The organism is Bacillus sp. LSHTCR4, from assembly GCF_057197025.1.
In genome coordinates this window covers 62,193-77,487 of sequence record NZ_JBXUNO010000002.1, presented here as the reverse complement: position 1 = coordinate 77,487, position 15,295 = coordinate 62,193, and the positions used below count along the sequence as shown (strand labels likewise).

Annotated in this window: 19 protein-coding genes and 1 riboswitch; of the genes, 5 read left to right on the top strand and 14 right to left on the bottom strand. The window is 34.5% G+C overall.

Annotated elements, in window-relative coordinates:
* Positions 1–8: 8 nt before the first annotated feature.
* The 3 genes from AC2CGR_RS13980 to AC2CGR_RS13970 form a co-directional block, all read right to left on the bottom strand.
* Positions 9–515, bottom strand: a complete 507-nt coding sequence (locus AC2CGR_RS13980; RefSeq protein ID WP_000051761.1) for a DUF4178 domain-containing protein — start codon at positions 513–515, stop codon at positions 9–11.
* Between the two features lie 22 nt (positions 516–537).
* Positions 538–942, bottom strand: coding sequence for a DUF350 domain-containing protein (locus AC2CGR_RS13975; RefSeq protein ID WP_000220322.1), 405 nt, complete (start codon positions 940–942; stop codon positions 538–540).
* 80 nt (positions 943–1,022) lie between these two features.
* Positions 1,023–1,688: a PspA/IM30 family protein gene (locus AC2CGR_RS13970; protein ID WP_000110287.1), complete on the bottom strand. Its 666-nt coding sequence runs from the start codon at positions 1,686–1,688 to the stop codon at positions 1,023–1,025.
* A gap of 403 nt (positions 1,689–2,091) precedes the next feature.
* Between AC2CGR_RS13970 and AC2CGR_RS13965 the strand changes: the two genes are divergently transcribed.
* Positions 2,092–2,670 carry a lipoprotein BA_5634 family protein gene (locus tag AC2CGR_RS13965; RefSeq protein WP_087966610.1) on the top strand — a complete coding sequence of 193 codons (579 nt, stop codon included), beginning with the start codon at positions 2,092–2,094 and terminating at the stop codon, positions 2,668–2,670.
* A gap of 36 nt (positions 2,671–2,706) precedes the next feature.
* Here the strand turns inward: AC2CGR_RS13965 and AC2CGR_RS13960 are convergent, their stop codons facing one another.
* Genes AC2CGR_RS13960 through AC2CGR_RS13950 form a run of 3 tightly spaced genes read right to left on the bottom strand, consistent with a single transcriptional unit; the run spans position 2,707 to position 5,103 of the window.
* Complete coding sequence (locus AC2CGR_RS13960) at positions 2,707–2,874, bottom strand: FeoB-associated Cys-rich membrane protein (protein WP_000989599.1); 168 nt, start codon at positions 2,872–2,874, stop codon at positions 2,707–2,709.
* A gap of 16 nt (positions 2,875–2,890) precedes the next feature.
* Positions 2,891–4,879 (bottom strand): ferrous iron transport protein B, encoded by a 1,989-nt coding sequence (feoB, locus tag AC2CGR_RS13955; RefSeq protein WP_131100916.1) that lies wholly within the window; start codon positions 4,877–4,879, stop codon positions 2,891–2,893.
* On the bottom strand, positions 4,876–5,103 hold the full coding sequence (locus AC2CGR_RS13950; RefSeq protein WP_000060512.1) for a FeoA family protein: 228 nt from the start codon (positions 5,101–5,103) through the stop codon (positions 4,876–4,878). Before AC2CGR_RS13950 ends, feoB begins: the two co-directional genes overlap by 4 nt.
* 194 nt (positions 5,104–5,297) lie before the next feature.
* A riboswitch (TPP riboswitch) is annotated at positions 5,298–5,399 on the top strand.
* An 86-nt stretch (positions 5,400–5,485) separates the two neighbouring features.
* Here AC2CGR_RS13950 and thiT point away from each other — a divergent pair.
* Positions 5,486–6,157: an energy-coupled thiamine transporter ThiT gene (thiT, locus tag AC2CGR_RS13945; protein WP_087966614.1), complete on the top strand. Its 672-nt coding sequence runs from the start codon at positions 5,486–5,488 to the stop codon at positions 6,155–6,157.
* Between the two features lie 205 nt (positions 6,158–6,362).
* Here the strand turns inward: thiT and AC2CGR_RS13940 are convergent, their stop codons facing one another.
* The 6 genes from AC2CGR_RS13940 to AC2CGR_RS13915 all read right to left on the bottom strand — a co-directional run bounded on the left by AC2CGR_RS13940 (position 6,363) and on the right by AC2CGR_RS13915 (position 11,037).
* The gene (locus tag AC2CGR_RS13940) at positions 6,363–8,216 is read right to left on the bottom strand and encodes a sensor histidine kinase (RefSeq protein ID WP_087966616.1); all 1,854 of its coding nucleotides are present in this window, start codon (positions 8,214–8,216) and stop codon (positions 6,363–6,365) included.
* Positions 8,213–8,902 (bottom strand): response regulator transcription factor, encoded by a 690-nt coding sequence (locus AC2CGR_RS13935; RefSeq protein ID WP_001097103.1) that lies wholly within the window; start codon positions 8,900–8,902, stop codon positions 8,213–8,215. Before AC2CGR_RS13935 ends, AC2CGR_RS13940 begins: the two co-directional genes overlap by 4 nt.
* A gap of 38 nt (positions 8,903–8,940) precedes the next feature.
* The gene (locus tag AC2CGR_RS13930) at positions 8,941–9,561 is read right to left on the bottom strand and encodes a class D sortase (protein ID WP_071722131.1); all 621 of its coding nucleotides are present in this window, start codon (positions 9,559–9,561) and stop codon (positions 8,941–8,943) included.
* A gap of 89 nt (positions 9,562–9,650) precedes the next feature.
* Positions 9,651–10,127 carry an LPXTG cell wall anchor domain-containing protein gene (locus AC2CGR_RS13925; protein ID WP_087966618.1) on the bottom strand — a complete coding sequence of 159 codons (477 nt, stop codon included), beginning with the start codon at positions 10,125–10,127 and terminating at the stop codon, positions 9,651–9,653.
* 178 nt (positions 10,128–10,305) lie between these two features.
* On the bottom strand, positions 10,306–10,638 hold the full coding sequence (locus tag AC2CGR_RS13920; protein WP_071722127.1) for a hypothetical protein: 333 nt from the start codon (positions 10,636–10,638) through the stop codon (positions 10,306–10,308).
* A gap of 183 nt (positions 10,639–10,821) precedes the next feature.
* Positions 10,822–11,037, bottom strand: a complete 216-nt coding sequence (locus tag AC2CGR_RS13915) for a hypothetical protein (protein WP_071722125.1) — start codon at positions 11,035–11,037, stop codon at positions 10,822–10,824.
* Positions 11,038–11,198: 161 nt separating this feature from the next.
* Between AC2CGR_RS13915 and hpt the strand changes: the two genes are divergently transcribed.
* Both hpt and AC2CGR_RS13905 read left to right on the top strand, forming a co-directional pair.
* Complete coding sequence (hpt, locus tag AC2CGR_RS13910) at positions 11,199–11,726, top strand: hypoxanthine phosphoribosyltransferase (RefSeq protein ID WP_001019304.1); 528 nt, start codon at positions 11,199–11,201, stop codon at positions 11,724–11,726.
* A 216-nt stretch (positions 11,727–11,942) separates the two neighbouring features.
* Positions 11,943–12,845 (top strand): diacylglycerol/lipid kinase family protein, encoded by a 903-nt coding sequence (locus AC2CGR_RS13905; RefSeq protein ID WP_087966620.1) that lies wholly within the window; start codon positions 11,943–11,945, stop codon positions 12,843–12,845.
* 79 nt (positions 12,846–12,924) lie between these two features.
* On the opposite strand, the gene AC2CGR_RS13900 is transcribed toward AC2CGR_RS13905, so the two are convergent.
* Positions 12,925–13,605: a DUF7003 family protein gene (locus AC2CGR_RS13900; protein ID WP_484480941.1), complete on the bottom strand. Its 681-nt coding sequence runs from the start codon at positions 13,603–13,605 to the stop codon at positions 12,925–12,927.
* A 180-nt stretch (positions 13,606–13,785) separates the two neighbouring features.
* Here AC2CGR_RS13900 and AC2CGR_RS13895 point away from each other — a divergent pair, with 180 nt between their 5' ends.
* Positions 13,786–14,745, top strand: coding sequence for an Rpn family recombination-promoting nuclease/putative transposase (locus AC2CGR_RS13895; RefSeq protein ID WP_087966623.1), 960 nt, complete (start codon positions 13,786–13,788; stop codon positions 14,743–14,745).
* 121 nt (positions 14,746–14,866) lie between these two features.
* On the opposite strand, the gene AC2CGR_RS13890 is transcribed toward AC2CGR_RS13895, so the two are convergent.
* Entirely contained in the window at positions 14,867–15,283 is a 417-nt protein-coding gene (locus AC2CGR_RS13890) for an SRPBCC family protein (RefSeq protein ID WP_087966625.1), read from the bottom strand.
* Positions 15,284–15,295: the final 12 nt, after the last annotated feature.

The following is a 15,295-nucleotide window of genomic DNA, read 5'->3' as shown; positions in this document are numbered from 1 at the left end:
ACGCCCCCTTACGTTGCTCTTATAATTTGTACATCAGCAGGAATAATTGCTTCTCCCTCATACATCATTGTGCGACCATTTTGCCATTCAATACGTAATAATTTTCGATTATCTGATTGGAATTCCCATACATACTGTTCTTCTGAAGCAGAGAATGGTGTTTTCCCCATTACAACAACACGTCCGTTATATTGCTCTTCCATATGGTACTCTGTATCATCCATTTCTATTGTCGTCGGAATTTCATCAATTGAATCTAAACGACCATCAATTGGTGTATACAATTTGTAATACGTATTTTCACGATCTTCAATTTTTAAATAACGAATATCTTTCCCGTCTTGCAGTGTTAAAACAATTTCTTTACGAGAATGCATACTCGTTTTCCCAGTTAATTCGTACATGACTAATGAAACTTCAACCATATCGCCAGGAGCTAACGTTAACAAGCTTTTCTCTGGTTTCGGTGGCTCTGGGCTCTTCATTATATTTTTAATTCGTTTAAATAAACTCATGATCTACCCCCTCCTTCTCTCTTTATAAACAAGCACCTAAAATAAGTGCACCAACGATATGTAATGATCCGGCCAACATCGCATGAGCAACACTGCCTTCTTTCGTACCTTCTTCTAAATCTAAACCAGCCATTTTCTTTAACACAAATTCGATAAACATTTCTACCACTAATAAAATAACGAAAGAAACTGCTGATGCAAGTAGCGCTTGCCATAAGTCATTTGCTTTCGTTATCGATTGAGATAAGATGTACCCTTGTGCAAATAATTTCATAACGAAACGAGTTGTTACAGCTGTATTCCCATTTTTTATTTCTTTTAAATCATTGTATTTTGTAAAAATTGAATCAACCCACATAATTGCAAATAAAAGTACTGCACTCGCTCCAGTCCATACAAGCATGGCTAATACATTTGTCCATGTCATTGCAAAACCTCCTCTAAAAAATAATAGAAAACCGACATGAATTTGTTTAGACATGTCGGTTCATTTGTCTCTATTCTATATTATTTCTCATACTGCTTCATAATACGAGCTAATTCATCGTCAACAGCAGAATTTTTGTTTAAGCTTGCGAATTCATCATCTAATGATTTTTCCTTTTTGTACACTTCACCGCTTGCTTCTGCTTCAGCCTCCAATTGAAGAGCTTTCTCTTCCATACGGCTTAAACCAGCTTTCGCTGAGTTTGAATCAAATCCAGACATCGCCTGATTAATATTCTTTTGTGCTTTCGCCGCGTTTACACGTGCTACAAGTGTTTCACGTTTATTTTTCAGCTCTGTTAATTGCTTACGCATTTCTTCTAACTTCAGGCGAAGATTATCAGCAGCAGCTTTGTTTTGCTCGTAGCTTGCTTTATATTCATTCATCTTTTGCTCTGCATTTTGTTTTTCTTCAAGAGCACGACGCGCAAGGTCAAGATTGCTTGCTTGAACAGCCATATGAGCTTGCTCTTCACGTTTTTTCACAAGTGCTTCTTGCTCTTCAAATAATATTTTGAATTTCTTCTCAAGTGCAATTTGAGCTGCTACACTTTTCTCAGCTTCTTGTACATCCGCTTGCATATCGCGTAAATATTGATCCGTCATCTTAACTGGATCTTCCGCTTTTTCAATTAATGAATATACGTTCGACATTGTTAAATCTCTTAATCGTTTAAATACAGACATCTAAATTCCTCCTATGATATAACTCATATTTCAAATTCACTACTTGGAAAACTGAAAAATCTCCCTTTACAGTAAAGAATATTCATTTTTACAGCCTATGTGTTTATTATAACAAAACTAATATGTCCTTACATGTTATTTCCAAAATACATCCATTATAATATGACATTCTATATATAATATTGTATTTCTAATATATTCTCATTATCCCTCTTTAAAATTAACTTACTTTTGTGCGATTTCACTAAATTACATAAGTGTAATGTTACTGTAAGCTAACTCGATAGTTGCATTCCGATATTTCTTATACACTAATACCAGAAGCAACAAACAAGCTTCTCATCATTTCAAAACTAATACAAAAATTGTATTTACTATAAAACAGATAAAAGGAGAAATCATCATGAAAAAATTAGTAGGAATCGGGTTAGCAGCAGCAATTTCATTTGGAGCATTATCAGGTTGTTCTTTATTAGGAGAGAAAGCGAACGGTTTTGTACTTTATGGATCAGAAGAACAAGTTCAGCAAATTACAGATAAAAACAAAAAAGAAGTGAAAGAAAAAGACTTCTATAAAATGAAAATGACAACATTAGAAGGTAAAAAAGTTCTTGTCATGGATAAGAAAACTGGTGAAGAACTGGTGAAGAAAGAATTACTTAACAAAGTGGATGCAAAAGACGATACGAAACCACTTGATAAATTACCAGCTGTAACAGCAGAACAAGGTGTATTATTCGCAAAAGAGAAAGTAGAAAATGCTGCACTTGATGGGGCAAAATTAAAATACGAAGGCAATACAATTATCGGAAGTGGCCGTGCATATACAGATATGTATGCGATTGTTGATGACGTAACTTACAGCAATGTAAAAGGTGAAGAAAAATCTGTAGGTGTATTAAAATTCGATAAAGATCCAAGTAAAGAATTCCCTGGTTACAAAGGCGTAGAAGCTTCTCAACTTGTAAAAATTAAAAAGTAAAACAAAAAAGCTTTGCGAATTTCGCAAAGCTTTTTTCTATTTATGAGCAACTTGCTCCATATCCGGACTACAAGTTTGCGACTGACATGACTTATTTAAAGAACATGCTGCGCATTTTCCTTTTTTACTTCTCTTTACAAAATTAACTAACGTGTATGCTGCATAACCAAAAATGATAGCTCCAATTATAATATTGACCATCATCACAATACATCTCCTTCTAGAATCCGAGTAAAGATCCAACTTGGTATATAATGAGCGTTAATACATAAGCAACTACGAGCGGATAAACGACTGAGAAAATCGTCCATTTCGCTGATCCTGTTTCACGTTTAATAACAGCTACCGTCGCTAAACATGGAACATATAATAAAATAAAGAACATAAATGCATAAGCTGATAATGCTGTATAATGTGCTCCCATTACATTTCCAAGCACATCTTCTTTCACCGCATAAATAATTGCCATTGTAGAAACGACAACTTCCTTCGCTAAAAATCCTGTTAAAAGGGATGCTGCAGCTTGCCACGTTCCAAAGCCGAGCGGTGCGAATAGCGGTGCGATAAATCCACCAATCATCGCTAAGTAACTGTCTCCCATATCAACACCAAATCCTGATGGACCTGCATAGTTTAATAACCAAATGACAACCGAACCACCAAAGATGAATGTACCAGCTTTACGAACAAATCCTTTTCCTTTCTCCCATGTGCTCAGCCATAATGTTTTCGCTTGTGGCACACGGTAAGGCGGTAGTTCAATTACGAAAATAGACTTTTCCGCTTTCAAAATTGTAAGAGACATAATTTTTGTAACTAATAACGCAAGAACAATCCCTGCAACATATAAAGAAAATACAACAGTCGCCTGACTATGCGGGAAGAATACGCCCGCAAATAATGCATATACAGGTAATCGTGCTGAACAAGACATAAATGGTGTTACTAAAATGGTAAGTAAACGTTCTTTTTCCTGTTCAATCGTTCTCGCAGCCATAATACCTGGAACGTTACATCCAAAACCGATAATCATCGGAATAAAAGCTTTTCCGTTTAAGCCGAAAAATTCCATAATTCTATCCATAACAACTGCAATTCGCGCCATATACCCTGAGTCTTCTAATAATGAAATGAAAAAGAATAGTGCAAAGATTTGTGGTACGAATACTAATACAGCACCAACACCGGCAATAATACCTTCTGTAACGAGTGCTTGAATAAAATCAGAAGCTCCAATACTTGTAAGTCCAGCCGTTACCCAATCCGTAAGCTGGCCACCAAAAAACTCATCTAACATATCCGATAACGGTGTCCCAATCCACGTAAACGTAACCTGAAAAATAAAAAACATAACTGCTAAAAAGATTGGAAGTCCTAAAATTTTATGTGTAATTAATCTATCAATTTTTTCTGAAAAAGGAATTTTCCCTTCTTTCTCATGCTTCATAACATTTGTTTTTAACTTTTCAATATACGCTTCACGAGTTTTGTATATGTGCTCCTCTAACGTACAATCAAGTTTTCCTTCTAAGCGAGATCGAATGGCTATGAGTTCCTTATAAATTGGTAATGCTTTCATTTCTTTTTCTACTACTTCGTTATTGCTTAAAAATTGAAGTGCTAACCATCTCGGATGCTCGTAATTCACTGTCTCTAAAAGAGCAATTACTTCTCCAATTCCTTCATCCATTTGTACACCATATGAAATAAGGAATGGCTTTTTCTCTTTTTTATCATTTTCTTTAAGAGTCGTAAGCAGTTCTTCACAGCCTTTTCCACTTCTTGCAACAACAGGAACGACTGTTACACCTAATAGTTCTGATAATCGTTTTACATCAATGACAATTCCTCTTTGCTTCGCCACATCAACCATGTTTAAACCAATTGAGATTGGCTTACCAAATTCAAGTAACTGCAACGTTAAATGCATATTTCTTTCAAACTGCGAGGAATCTACGATATTTAACATATGATTAAATTCTTCTGTTAATAGAAAGTTTGTTACAACACCTTCATCACGTGAAACTGGATTTAAATCATAAACACCTGGTAAATCAATTAATGTTCCTTGTCTATCTTTTAATTTACCAACCTTCTTTTCTACTGTTACACCGCTCCAGTTTCCTACATACTCATAAGAACCAGTAAGTGCATTAAATAATGATGTCTTCCCTGTATTCGGATTCCCTAGCAAAGCTACCTTATTCACGCTAATTCCACCTTTATCATTTTCGCGTCACAATGACGAATACTAATTAACTGTCCACGACACTCCAATGTACAAGGACCTTTAAACATCGCTTTCTGTTTCAGGCGAAGTTCGCTTCCTTCAGCAAGACCGAAAGCAGCTAGTCTACGCTTTAATAGCTGATCTAAAGACTGAATACTTTTTACTAACACTTTCTCTCCAATTTTAATATCTACTAAGCTCATAACCTTCCCCCTCAGAAGAGAATGATAATTATTTTCAAAAAAATTATACCACACTCAATTTCTCTTGTACTATACCCTTTTGCTTCATATTTATTAACATTTCGCTACAATTCTATTTCAATTATTGTCATACTGTATTCGTTTGCCATTCTCATCCATTTCGCTTACAATAAACAATAGCAAATAAAGAATCTCGTTATCACAGGGGGAGCCATGCCGCTGAGAGGGAACACTTCGTTCCGACCCTTCGAACCTGTTAGTTAATGCTAACGCAGGGATTGTGCAAACGTCCGAAATACATACCTCATTTTTATTTACGTATTTCGTATCCTCCTATGATATCTATTCTTTTTTGTACAACTTGGATTTAGGGGGAGACAACATGCGTAACACCAATTTACAAGCGATGATCGAATCTGCTATTCTTGCAGCCTTCGCCCTGATCATCGATATTTTACCATTATCAATCAAACTTCCAACAGGCGGTTCCATTTCATTTGCTATGATTCCTATTTTTATTATCGCATACCGCTGGGGCTTTAAATCAGCTTTCTTAGGTGGTTTAGTTTGGGGACTATTACAAATTGTCGTGGGAGATGCTTACATTTTAACACCTGTTCAAGCATTCATTGAGTACTTCATTGCCTTTGCTTTTATCGGATTTGCTGGCTTATTCTATCGTCCAATTCAAAAAGCACTTTTAACGTCTAATGAAAATAACTTAGAACAATCAAATTTAGGTAGCCGTAAAGACAAACCTTCTTCAAAACAAAACGAAGGAAAAAAAGTTCTTGGTTATATTATCCTTGCTACATTTATCGGTAGCTTTGCTCGCTACTTCTGTCACTTTATTGCCGGTATTATTTTCTGGGGACAATATGCGCCGAAAGGTCAATCAGCTGTGCTTTATTCATTAATCGTAAATGGTAGTACAATGATTGGTTCCTATATTCTATGTACCATTTTACTTATATTTTTATTCCTTACTTCACCACGCTTATTCAAGAGCATCAATGCTTATCAAATAAATGCAAACAAAAAGAGCGCTTCATGAGCGCTCTTTTTTTCATATTGTAATATCAATTAAAAAAACAATAAATGCACAAAAGAAAATAAATACCATTATACTTAGCCAATTGCTATGCACGGTTCATCTACTCCTTACATAACCTCATTTTCTAAACAAATTATACTGATTAAAAATAAAGATTAGGTAAAGATAATATGAAAATTAATTAAAAAAGCATAGATCATATTGTCTACGCTTTTTTCAATAAGTAGAAATAAAATAATACACCATCTTCTGTATTCTTTACTCCATATTCAACTTCATGCAGTTCTAAAATATTCTTTGAAATGGCAAGCCCGAGCCCTGTTCCACCTTGCGAACGCTGACGAGCTGCATCCACGCGATAAAAACGATCCCAAATTTTATCTAATTGTTCTTCTTCAATATGAGTACCTTTATTTTCAATACACACTTTTATACGATTTTTTTCATCTATTGTAGAAATAATAATATCTTCTTTATTTGGTGTATAACGTATGGCATTCGTAATGAAATTCACGATCACTTGTTCAATCCGGCCTTGATTTGCGACTACTTCAAATGGACCTATATTTTTATGAACACGAAGCTCTTTTTTCTCTATTTCTACAGAAAGGTGTTCACATATATCTTCCATTACTGTATCGATATAAAATGAATCCATTTTCATTTTATATGTGCCTGACTCAAATTTAGCTAACTCCAGCATATCCAAAATTAATGTATCCATTTTATCTACTTCCCGTTCCATCGCTTGAAAATAGTACTCCTTTTTATGCTCAGCTACTCCATCTTTTAAAATAGAAATACAGCTTTTCATAATACTCAGCGGTGTTTTTAGTTCATGCGAAACACCAGAAATGAATTCTTTCCGCGTATTTTCTAATTTTCTTTCCTTTTCAATATCTTGTTCTAACTGCCCAATATGCGAATGAAGTTTATTTGATAGTACATTAATATTTTTCGATAAATCCCCAATTTCATCTTTTGAAGTAATCGGTATTTGTTCTGTGAAATCTAAATGCGCTATTTTCTTCGTTGTATCATTTATTTTTAGTAACGGTTTTGCGATTTGTTTAGAGTAATAGAACGAAGCTAGAAAAATAAGAACGACTACAAATGCAATGATATAGATGTAATAATCTTGTACCATTTGTACAGCTTCATCTACAGGCTGTAAGGAAGCCATCGCATATATATATGTTACCGATCCGTCTTTTTCTTTTATTGGTTTCACTAATAATTTATATTTAATATCATTTTTTTCATAGTCCATTGTCTTTGTTGAATACTCTATTTGCTTACTCTCTTTTAGTAATACATCCGTTTGAAATTCTTTTATACTATCCAGAAATAAAGTATTTTTATAAATTGGATTTACAGGGCCTTTTACATCTGGGAATTGTATTTTCGTAACACGCCCTCTTATGTAAACATCTGGTTCTTGGGCAGGTTGCTCCTGAACGGCTGGCTTCTTTTCCTTACCAACTTGTTCCCCAGCTGCTTTCTTTTTCTCCACATTTAATTTACTCATTTTCTCCTTAAATGCTTTTTCTAACGGTTTATTAGATCCACTTAAATTCTGCTTAGATAAAGAAAAAGAGAATGGAATAAAACTATCTTCTTTTCTCACTCCAGAAAAATAAATTTCTTGCCCTAAAAAATGTTCTGATGGTTTATTATCAATCTCCTCTATATTGACGAGATTGTATAGGGGGATTTTGAATAGTTGTTGTCCAAAACTCTTCTGTTGCCTATGGTCTATCGTTACTTCAAAATAAAAATCATCTGCATGTTTTAAATTCCCATTCTGATCTAATGTCGTAATCCACGTATTATTTTCTCTTAAAAAGTCTTGCTCCAGCTTTTGAATTCCTTCTGCATTTCCGGTATCCTTTAAATAATTCTGTTCAAAGGAATTTAAATTCACTTTAATATCTTCCACTTTTCGATTCGCATAATATTGCTTAAAAAATATCGTTTGTCCAATAAATATCGTCGCTAAAATTAACATACATAATGCTGTTGTGAGAGTAAATAATTTCAGTACAATCCCTTTTCTCATACATTCCCCTCAAATTTATAACCTGTTCGTACTACAGTTGTAATGTACTTTGCTTTCTCTCCTAATTTATTTCTCAAATTACGAATATGGCTATTAACCGTTCGATCGTCACCAGCAAATTCATATCCCCAAATTCTTGAAATGAGTTGCTCTCTTGTTAAAACAATCCCTTGATTTTTCATAAAGTACGCTAATATTTCAAATTCTGTATGTGTTAAATTAATGTCTGTTTTATTTACTGTTACAGTACGCGATGGAAAATGGACATGGATACCATGAATTGATAATGTATCATCTTCATTCTCTAAAAGCTGCTTTGTCACTTTTCTACTTTCTAACAACCGTTTCGCTCTTGCTAATAAAATTGGTGGGCTATACGGCTTCGTCACATAGTCATCCGCCCCAAGTTCAAATCCAAGTAACGTATCATCTTCATCTACACGTGCCGTCAGCATAATGATAGGAACCTCGGATGTTTTACGGATTCTCCGGCAAACGGACCACCCATCAAGTTCCGGCAACATAATATCTAAAATAACTAAATCAACCTCTTCTTCCTCAAATACAACTAAAGCTTCTTTCCCATCTCTTGCTTCAAACACTACATATTGCTCACTTAAAAAATAATCTTTTAATATTTCACGTAATATATCTTCATCTTCTACAATTAAAATATTTTTTGCCATAACTTATATATCCCCTCCTGCTTTCAGAAACTATAATTTCATTTTGAATAACTAGCAGTTAACTTCGCCTCGATAATATATCTATCTGGCGCATCCCCTATATAATTAAATGGATAGCAAGTCGTCAGTGTTAATATCGGTTCTTCTTTTTTTATAATAACAGTACGATCATCCGCATGAGTAATCCATATTTTTTTAATTTCATATGTGTAAGTTTTATTATCATACTCTAAAATAAGAGTGTCTTTTTCTTTTAACTCTCCTAAATCTGTAAATACAGTATCTCGATGTCCACTCAGTACAGTATGTCCCCCTCCAGATGGCGTTGTTGTTACATCACTAACAAACATTCCGACCCCTTTCTTCAACGTTGCATCACTCGCTCCCCAATATATAGAAAACTTCTTCTTTATTTTCGGTATGTTTAACATCGCTACCTTTTCTCCTTCTTTATGTTCTGTTTGAGAAGAAGGCACTTGAGAAGTTACAGGTGCTTCATGAGAAAGTTGATTATGTTGTATATTGTGAAGGCTCTTTATTTCTTCTTCTGTTAGTTGCTGTGCAGAGCTTTTTCCTTTATACCATTCCATAACGTAATAGGAACCCATAAATAGTCCGATAGCCATTAATATGATACCGATATAATTGAGTACCTTCATGTTTCATCCCTCCATGCCAAAAATGGTAGGAATAACCTACCATTTTTAATATATGAAATTATTCCATTCTTTATAGGACAATATTTTATTTACGCCTTAACTTTATTGCGACGATTCAAACCAAATAATGTCCCTATCCCTACAAGGCATGCGCTTAGTGCCATCATTGCTACATTATTAGAGGCTGTGTTTGGTAATTTTTCACCTTGTACAACTGGCTTTGCTACATCTTTTTTTTGCTGTTCCTTAATTGCGGCTTCTTTTTTTGCCATATCACTTTTTAACTGTTCTTGCGCTATCCTCTTTTTCTCTTCTTCACTTTTTTTCTCAGCTTTTATTGCTTCCTCTTTTTTAGCCATATCATTTTTTTCTTGTACTTGCGCCGCTTGCTTTTTCTCTACTTCACTTTTTTGCTGTTCCTTAATTGCTTCTTCTTTTTTAGCCTTATCTTGCTGCAATTGCGCCTCTCCCTCCTTCGTTACTGTTCCAGTATCCGCGCTTGCTACTGAAGAATATCCTACTGTTAAAAGTGCCATTGCACAGATTGGTAATAGCTTCTTTTTCATTTCATTTCTCTCCTTTTATACGTTTTACATCACTTCGCATCGGATGTATCACTAGAATAAACAAGAGATATAAATATAAAATGCAGATGAAATATATTTCATTTAAAGATTTCATTGTAGAAAAATAAAAAAACATCGCAATATATACGATGTTTTTTCGGGTGTGTGTCTCAATTATTTACATGTTACTTTCGCGTGATTTAGAAGTAGAATGGGCCGGAGCGATAACTAATTGTCTCGGCTCAGTTTTCTTTAAGTGATTTTTGACGTTACACTTACGACGTTGAACAACCCACGCTTTAATAGGGTTTGTCAAAATAATCTTTTGCTCTTCGTTAGGGGTCTCTTCTTCAAACCTACAACTTTCGCTCCATTTATTCCATTTCATTGTAAAATTAGAAGAAGAATGATCGTCTTCTCGATCAAACAAGTGCAAAAAATCCATTTCGCCAGCTAGCATTACGGTGTTGCTAGTTGCTAAAAAAGAAAAGGTCGTCCAACGTTTCTCCATGCCCTCCTACTCCTTTTTCACATATAGAGTGCCTAAAACTTAATTTACCTAAAATATGCTTGCCTTTTACCTTACACCCATAGTTTATCCAAAACACTACTATGCAACTATCGATTTGCCTTACAACTACCTTACATTTTTGTAAGAAACAAAAAACCTTCACTCTCTATACGTGAAGGTTTCTCATTTTTCATCTATATGATCTTTCATACGATCGACCCCAGCTTCTTGCAGCTGTGACATCATACCGTGGGAAATTGCGCCTAATACTAAAGTCATTCCAATTAGTGAAATCCGAATCGCTGGTATATCAATTATGTATGCTAACAGGCCAAGAACAATTGTTAATAGCAATGCTTTTATAAATGTTGCACTTGTATACTCTTTCTTTTTCATCATAATCACCCTTTATGGAAGCGTTTTCTTAATATAATCAGTATATCATATCATCTGACTATTTTGTGGAGATTTTTGTAACAAACTTATATCTTCTTTGACTTTTTTCTTTCTATCCTTTACAGTCGAAATGTTCGCAAGTTTTACACTGTAGGAGGACTCCAATGAATATTGAAATAAAAGACACTTTAATTTCTGAAGAACAATTACAAGAAAAAGTAAAAGAACTAGCACTTCAAATCGAACGTGATTTTGAAGGAGAAGAAATCGTAGTAATCGCTGTATTAAAAGGATCTTTCGTATTCGCTGCTGATTTAATTCGTCACATTAAAAACGATGTAACAATCGACTTTATTTCTGCATCTAGCTACGGAAATCAAACAGAAACAACTGGCAAAGTAAAACTATTAAAAGATATCGATGTAAACATTACTGGAAAAAACGTAATTGTCGTAGAAGACATTATCGATTCTGGTTTAACACTTCACTTCTTAAAAGATCACTTCTTTATGCATAAACCAAAGGCACTCAAATTCTGTACGCTACTTGATAAACCTGAGCGCCGCAAAGTGGACTTAAAAGCTGAATATGTCGGCTTCCAAATTCCAGACGAATTTATCGTTGGCTACGGCATCGACTGTGCAGAAAAATATCGTAACTTACCATTTATTGCTTCGGTTGTAACGGAATAATCGTATAACTTAAAAAATCGATAGTACATGAAATTTATATCGGCGATTTTTCAAATATATCGACTGTAACTCAAATTATATCGGCGATTTTTTAAGCATATCAACTTACCGATAATAACTGACAATCTTAGTACCTATTAATAGGAAGAAGCTGTTCTGAAATACATGGGAACAGCTCCTTTCTTTCCATTACAAAAAAACCGGGAGAGATGAAATATGACAAAGACAAAATTTGAAAAAGTACTCCTCATCGTAAATCCAAAAGCTGGACAAGGCGACTTACATACAAATTTAACGAAAATCGTACCACCTCTTGCCGCAGCTTTTCCTGACTTACATATCCTTCATACGAAAAAGCAAGGTGATGCAACAAAATATTGCCAAGAGTTTGCTAGTAAAGTAGATTTAATTATCGTCTTTGGTGGTGACGGCACTGTATTTGAATGCACAAATGGATTAGCACCTCTTGAAACTAGACCTACACTTGCAATCATTCCAGGTGGAACTTGCAACGACTTCTCTCGCACGCTAGGCGTTCCGCAAAACATTGCAGAAGCAGCAAAGCTTATTACAAAAGAACACGTAAAACCAGTTGACGTTGCAAAAGCAAACGGACAACATTTCTTAAACTTCTGGGGCATTGGACTCGTATCTGAAGTATCAAACAATATTGATGCAGAAGAAAAAGCAAAGCTTGGAAAAATCGGCTACTACTTAAGCACAATTCGAACTGTCAAAAATGCTGAAACATTCCCAGTAAAAATCACTTACGATGGACAAGTATATGAAGACGAAGCTGTCCTAGTTATGGTTGGAAACGGTGAATATCTTGGCGGTATCCCATCCTTTATTCCGAACGTAAAATGTGACGACGGAACACTTGATATTTTCGTAGTCAAATCAACAGGCATTCAAGCATTTAAAGATTATATCGGAAAGAAACTATTTGAAGACTCAAATGAAAATGACATCTTCCACGTAAAAGCGAAATCCATTCATATTGAAACAGAAGAAGAAAAAGAAGTAGATACAGATGGAGAAAGTTCGCTGCATACGCCTTGTCATATTGAATTATTACAAGGACACTTTACGATGGTTTATAATCCTGCGGTTGTGTAATACAAAAAGACGAGCTAAAGTTTTAACATGTTAGCTCGTCTTTTTTATTAGAAAGGTATTTTAATCTACGCTTTCATTTTTAATATGAGTTTTCATAATCAAACTCCACCCAATTTTTCCAATGCGTATTACAATCCTTATTCACAATAACACTTGGATCTTTCTTCTCTATTGCAGCAGCTACTGATTGGAAAAATTCATTTTCACTTACTTTCTCTTCTTCAACGTGTTTCCACTCTTCCGTTTCATACGCTATTTCCCAATCACCTTCTAAACCGCACTCTTCTAAAATTTCTTCTTTATCCCACCATACTAATTTTCGAGCTTCTTCATAAGTAGCAAGCATACGCATGAAATATGTTGGATAAGACTCTGTCGTTTGTACTTCTATTCCATGATTCACATAATCTTCTTCTGTAAATTCATATTCAAAATGATGATCCCGAATTTTCACAATGCCTTTATGAATATCCGGTATAAATTCACCTTCATCATCAAATAATTCATCATCACCATCATTTAATTGCAAAATGCCATCATCACCAATTAAATGATCCACCCCATCACCATATATTTGAATATCATTACATATGCCTAATGATCCTACACCGACAACCTGAAACACCATTAACCAATCTTTATTATCTTTAAAGAAAAGAGAATATTTCACTTGTGAAATATCCATATCTTCATTATCAAAGGCAGGAAATTCATAGTTACTTTGCTTTTTATCTAATAGTTTCAAAATATCTTTTTGCATATGTATCATCTTCACCTCTATATAAACTTTTCAATTTCACTAGAGTATAACATAGATATACTTGACATTCATCTTCCAATACTATTGCTAAAGATAGTAGAATTGCTAGTTTGCATACTCTAGTTCTTTTTATATACAATGAAGGAAAGAAGCACCTTCATATAAGGGAGAGGACAAACTTTGTTCAACCAACAGTTAGTGAATTTACGCATTGATTTTGCATTTAAACAATTGTTTGGTACGAATGATAGTGAAGATATTCTAATTGCATTTTTAAATGCTATGTTACAAAAATCTTTAGAGTCGCCCATTGCTTCCCTACAATTAGAAGATCCACATTTACACCGAGAACACGCAAATGATAAATTATCAATTCTAGACATTTCAGCCACATTAGACACAGGGACAAAAGTAAATGTAGAAATACAGCTTAATAATAATCACGATATGATGAAACGCAGTTTATATTATTGGGGAAAATTATACACATCTCAGTTACAAAAAGGCATGCCATACAGTGCACTTCGTAAAACTATCACCATTAATTTATTGAACTTTATAATGTTTTTAGATCACAAAGAATTTCATACAACGGGCACATTATGGAATACACAACAACAGAAACTCCTGAGTGACGACATAGAAATCCACATTATAGAAATTCCAAAGTTAACAGAACAATGGCATGAAGAAAAAGTAAATCCGTGGAAAGATCCATTTGTTCGTTGGCTTTTATTGCTTTCAGCAAATGAGGATGAGCACTTAACTAAACTATTGGAGGATATTGCTATGAACCGAGACCCTATTTTACAAAAAGCGATAAATAAATGGGAACGTATGAGTCAAGATTCTTCTTTCCGACAAGCCTATGACGCAAGGGAGAAAGTTTTAATGGATGAAGCCGCAAAATTTGCCCACGCAGAGACAGAAGGAATAAAAAGAGGAATGGAACAAGGGATAAAAAAGGGACTTGAAAAAGGGCTTGAAAAAGGCATTAAACAAGGGCGAAAAGAAGGAGTTCAACAGGGAAAAATTCAAATGATTAAAAGTATGTATGATCTTGGTATACCACTTGAAACGATTGGTAAGACAAGTAAATTGAGTGTGCATGACGTTGAACAAATTTTAGGAAAGAAATAATGATAAAAAGGCGAAAGAGAGCATAATTCAGTATAAATAAATTTTCTTAAAAAGAAGTTCAATAATTATAAAAAAGCCTGCAGTTGTTACACTGCAGACTTTCTTATGTTTAATAAATGGATTAAGCTAAATATGCTTGTTGTAACGCCTCTAAACCATCTTTATAAATTCCATGGAATAGATTAATTGCCTCTTCATCAGTAACCTCTACAGGTGTGAAGCTACCAGACCATTCAACTAATGATGTGTTAGCATCTTTACCTTCTTTAACACGAATTGTAGATAAATAATTCGTCACAGGGAACGGTGCTTGCATAATTGAATATGTGTAGTAGCGCTCTTTCTCATTAAATGCTTCTAAACGCTCTACAATCGCATCGCCATCAGGATTAGCTAAATGACGTACACGTCCGCCTTCCGTTACTTTACTGCTAGGGATATACGGTAACCAATCTGGAAGTGCATCAAAACCTCCAATTAATTGCCATACTTGGTCAGGTGAAGCTGGAATTTCAATAGATGTAATAGTATTTGCCATTTTCATTACTCT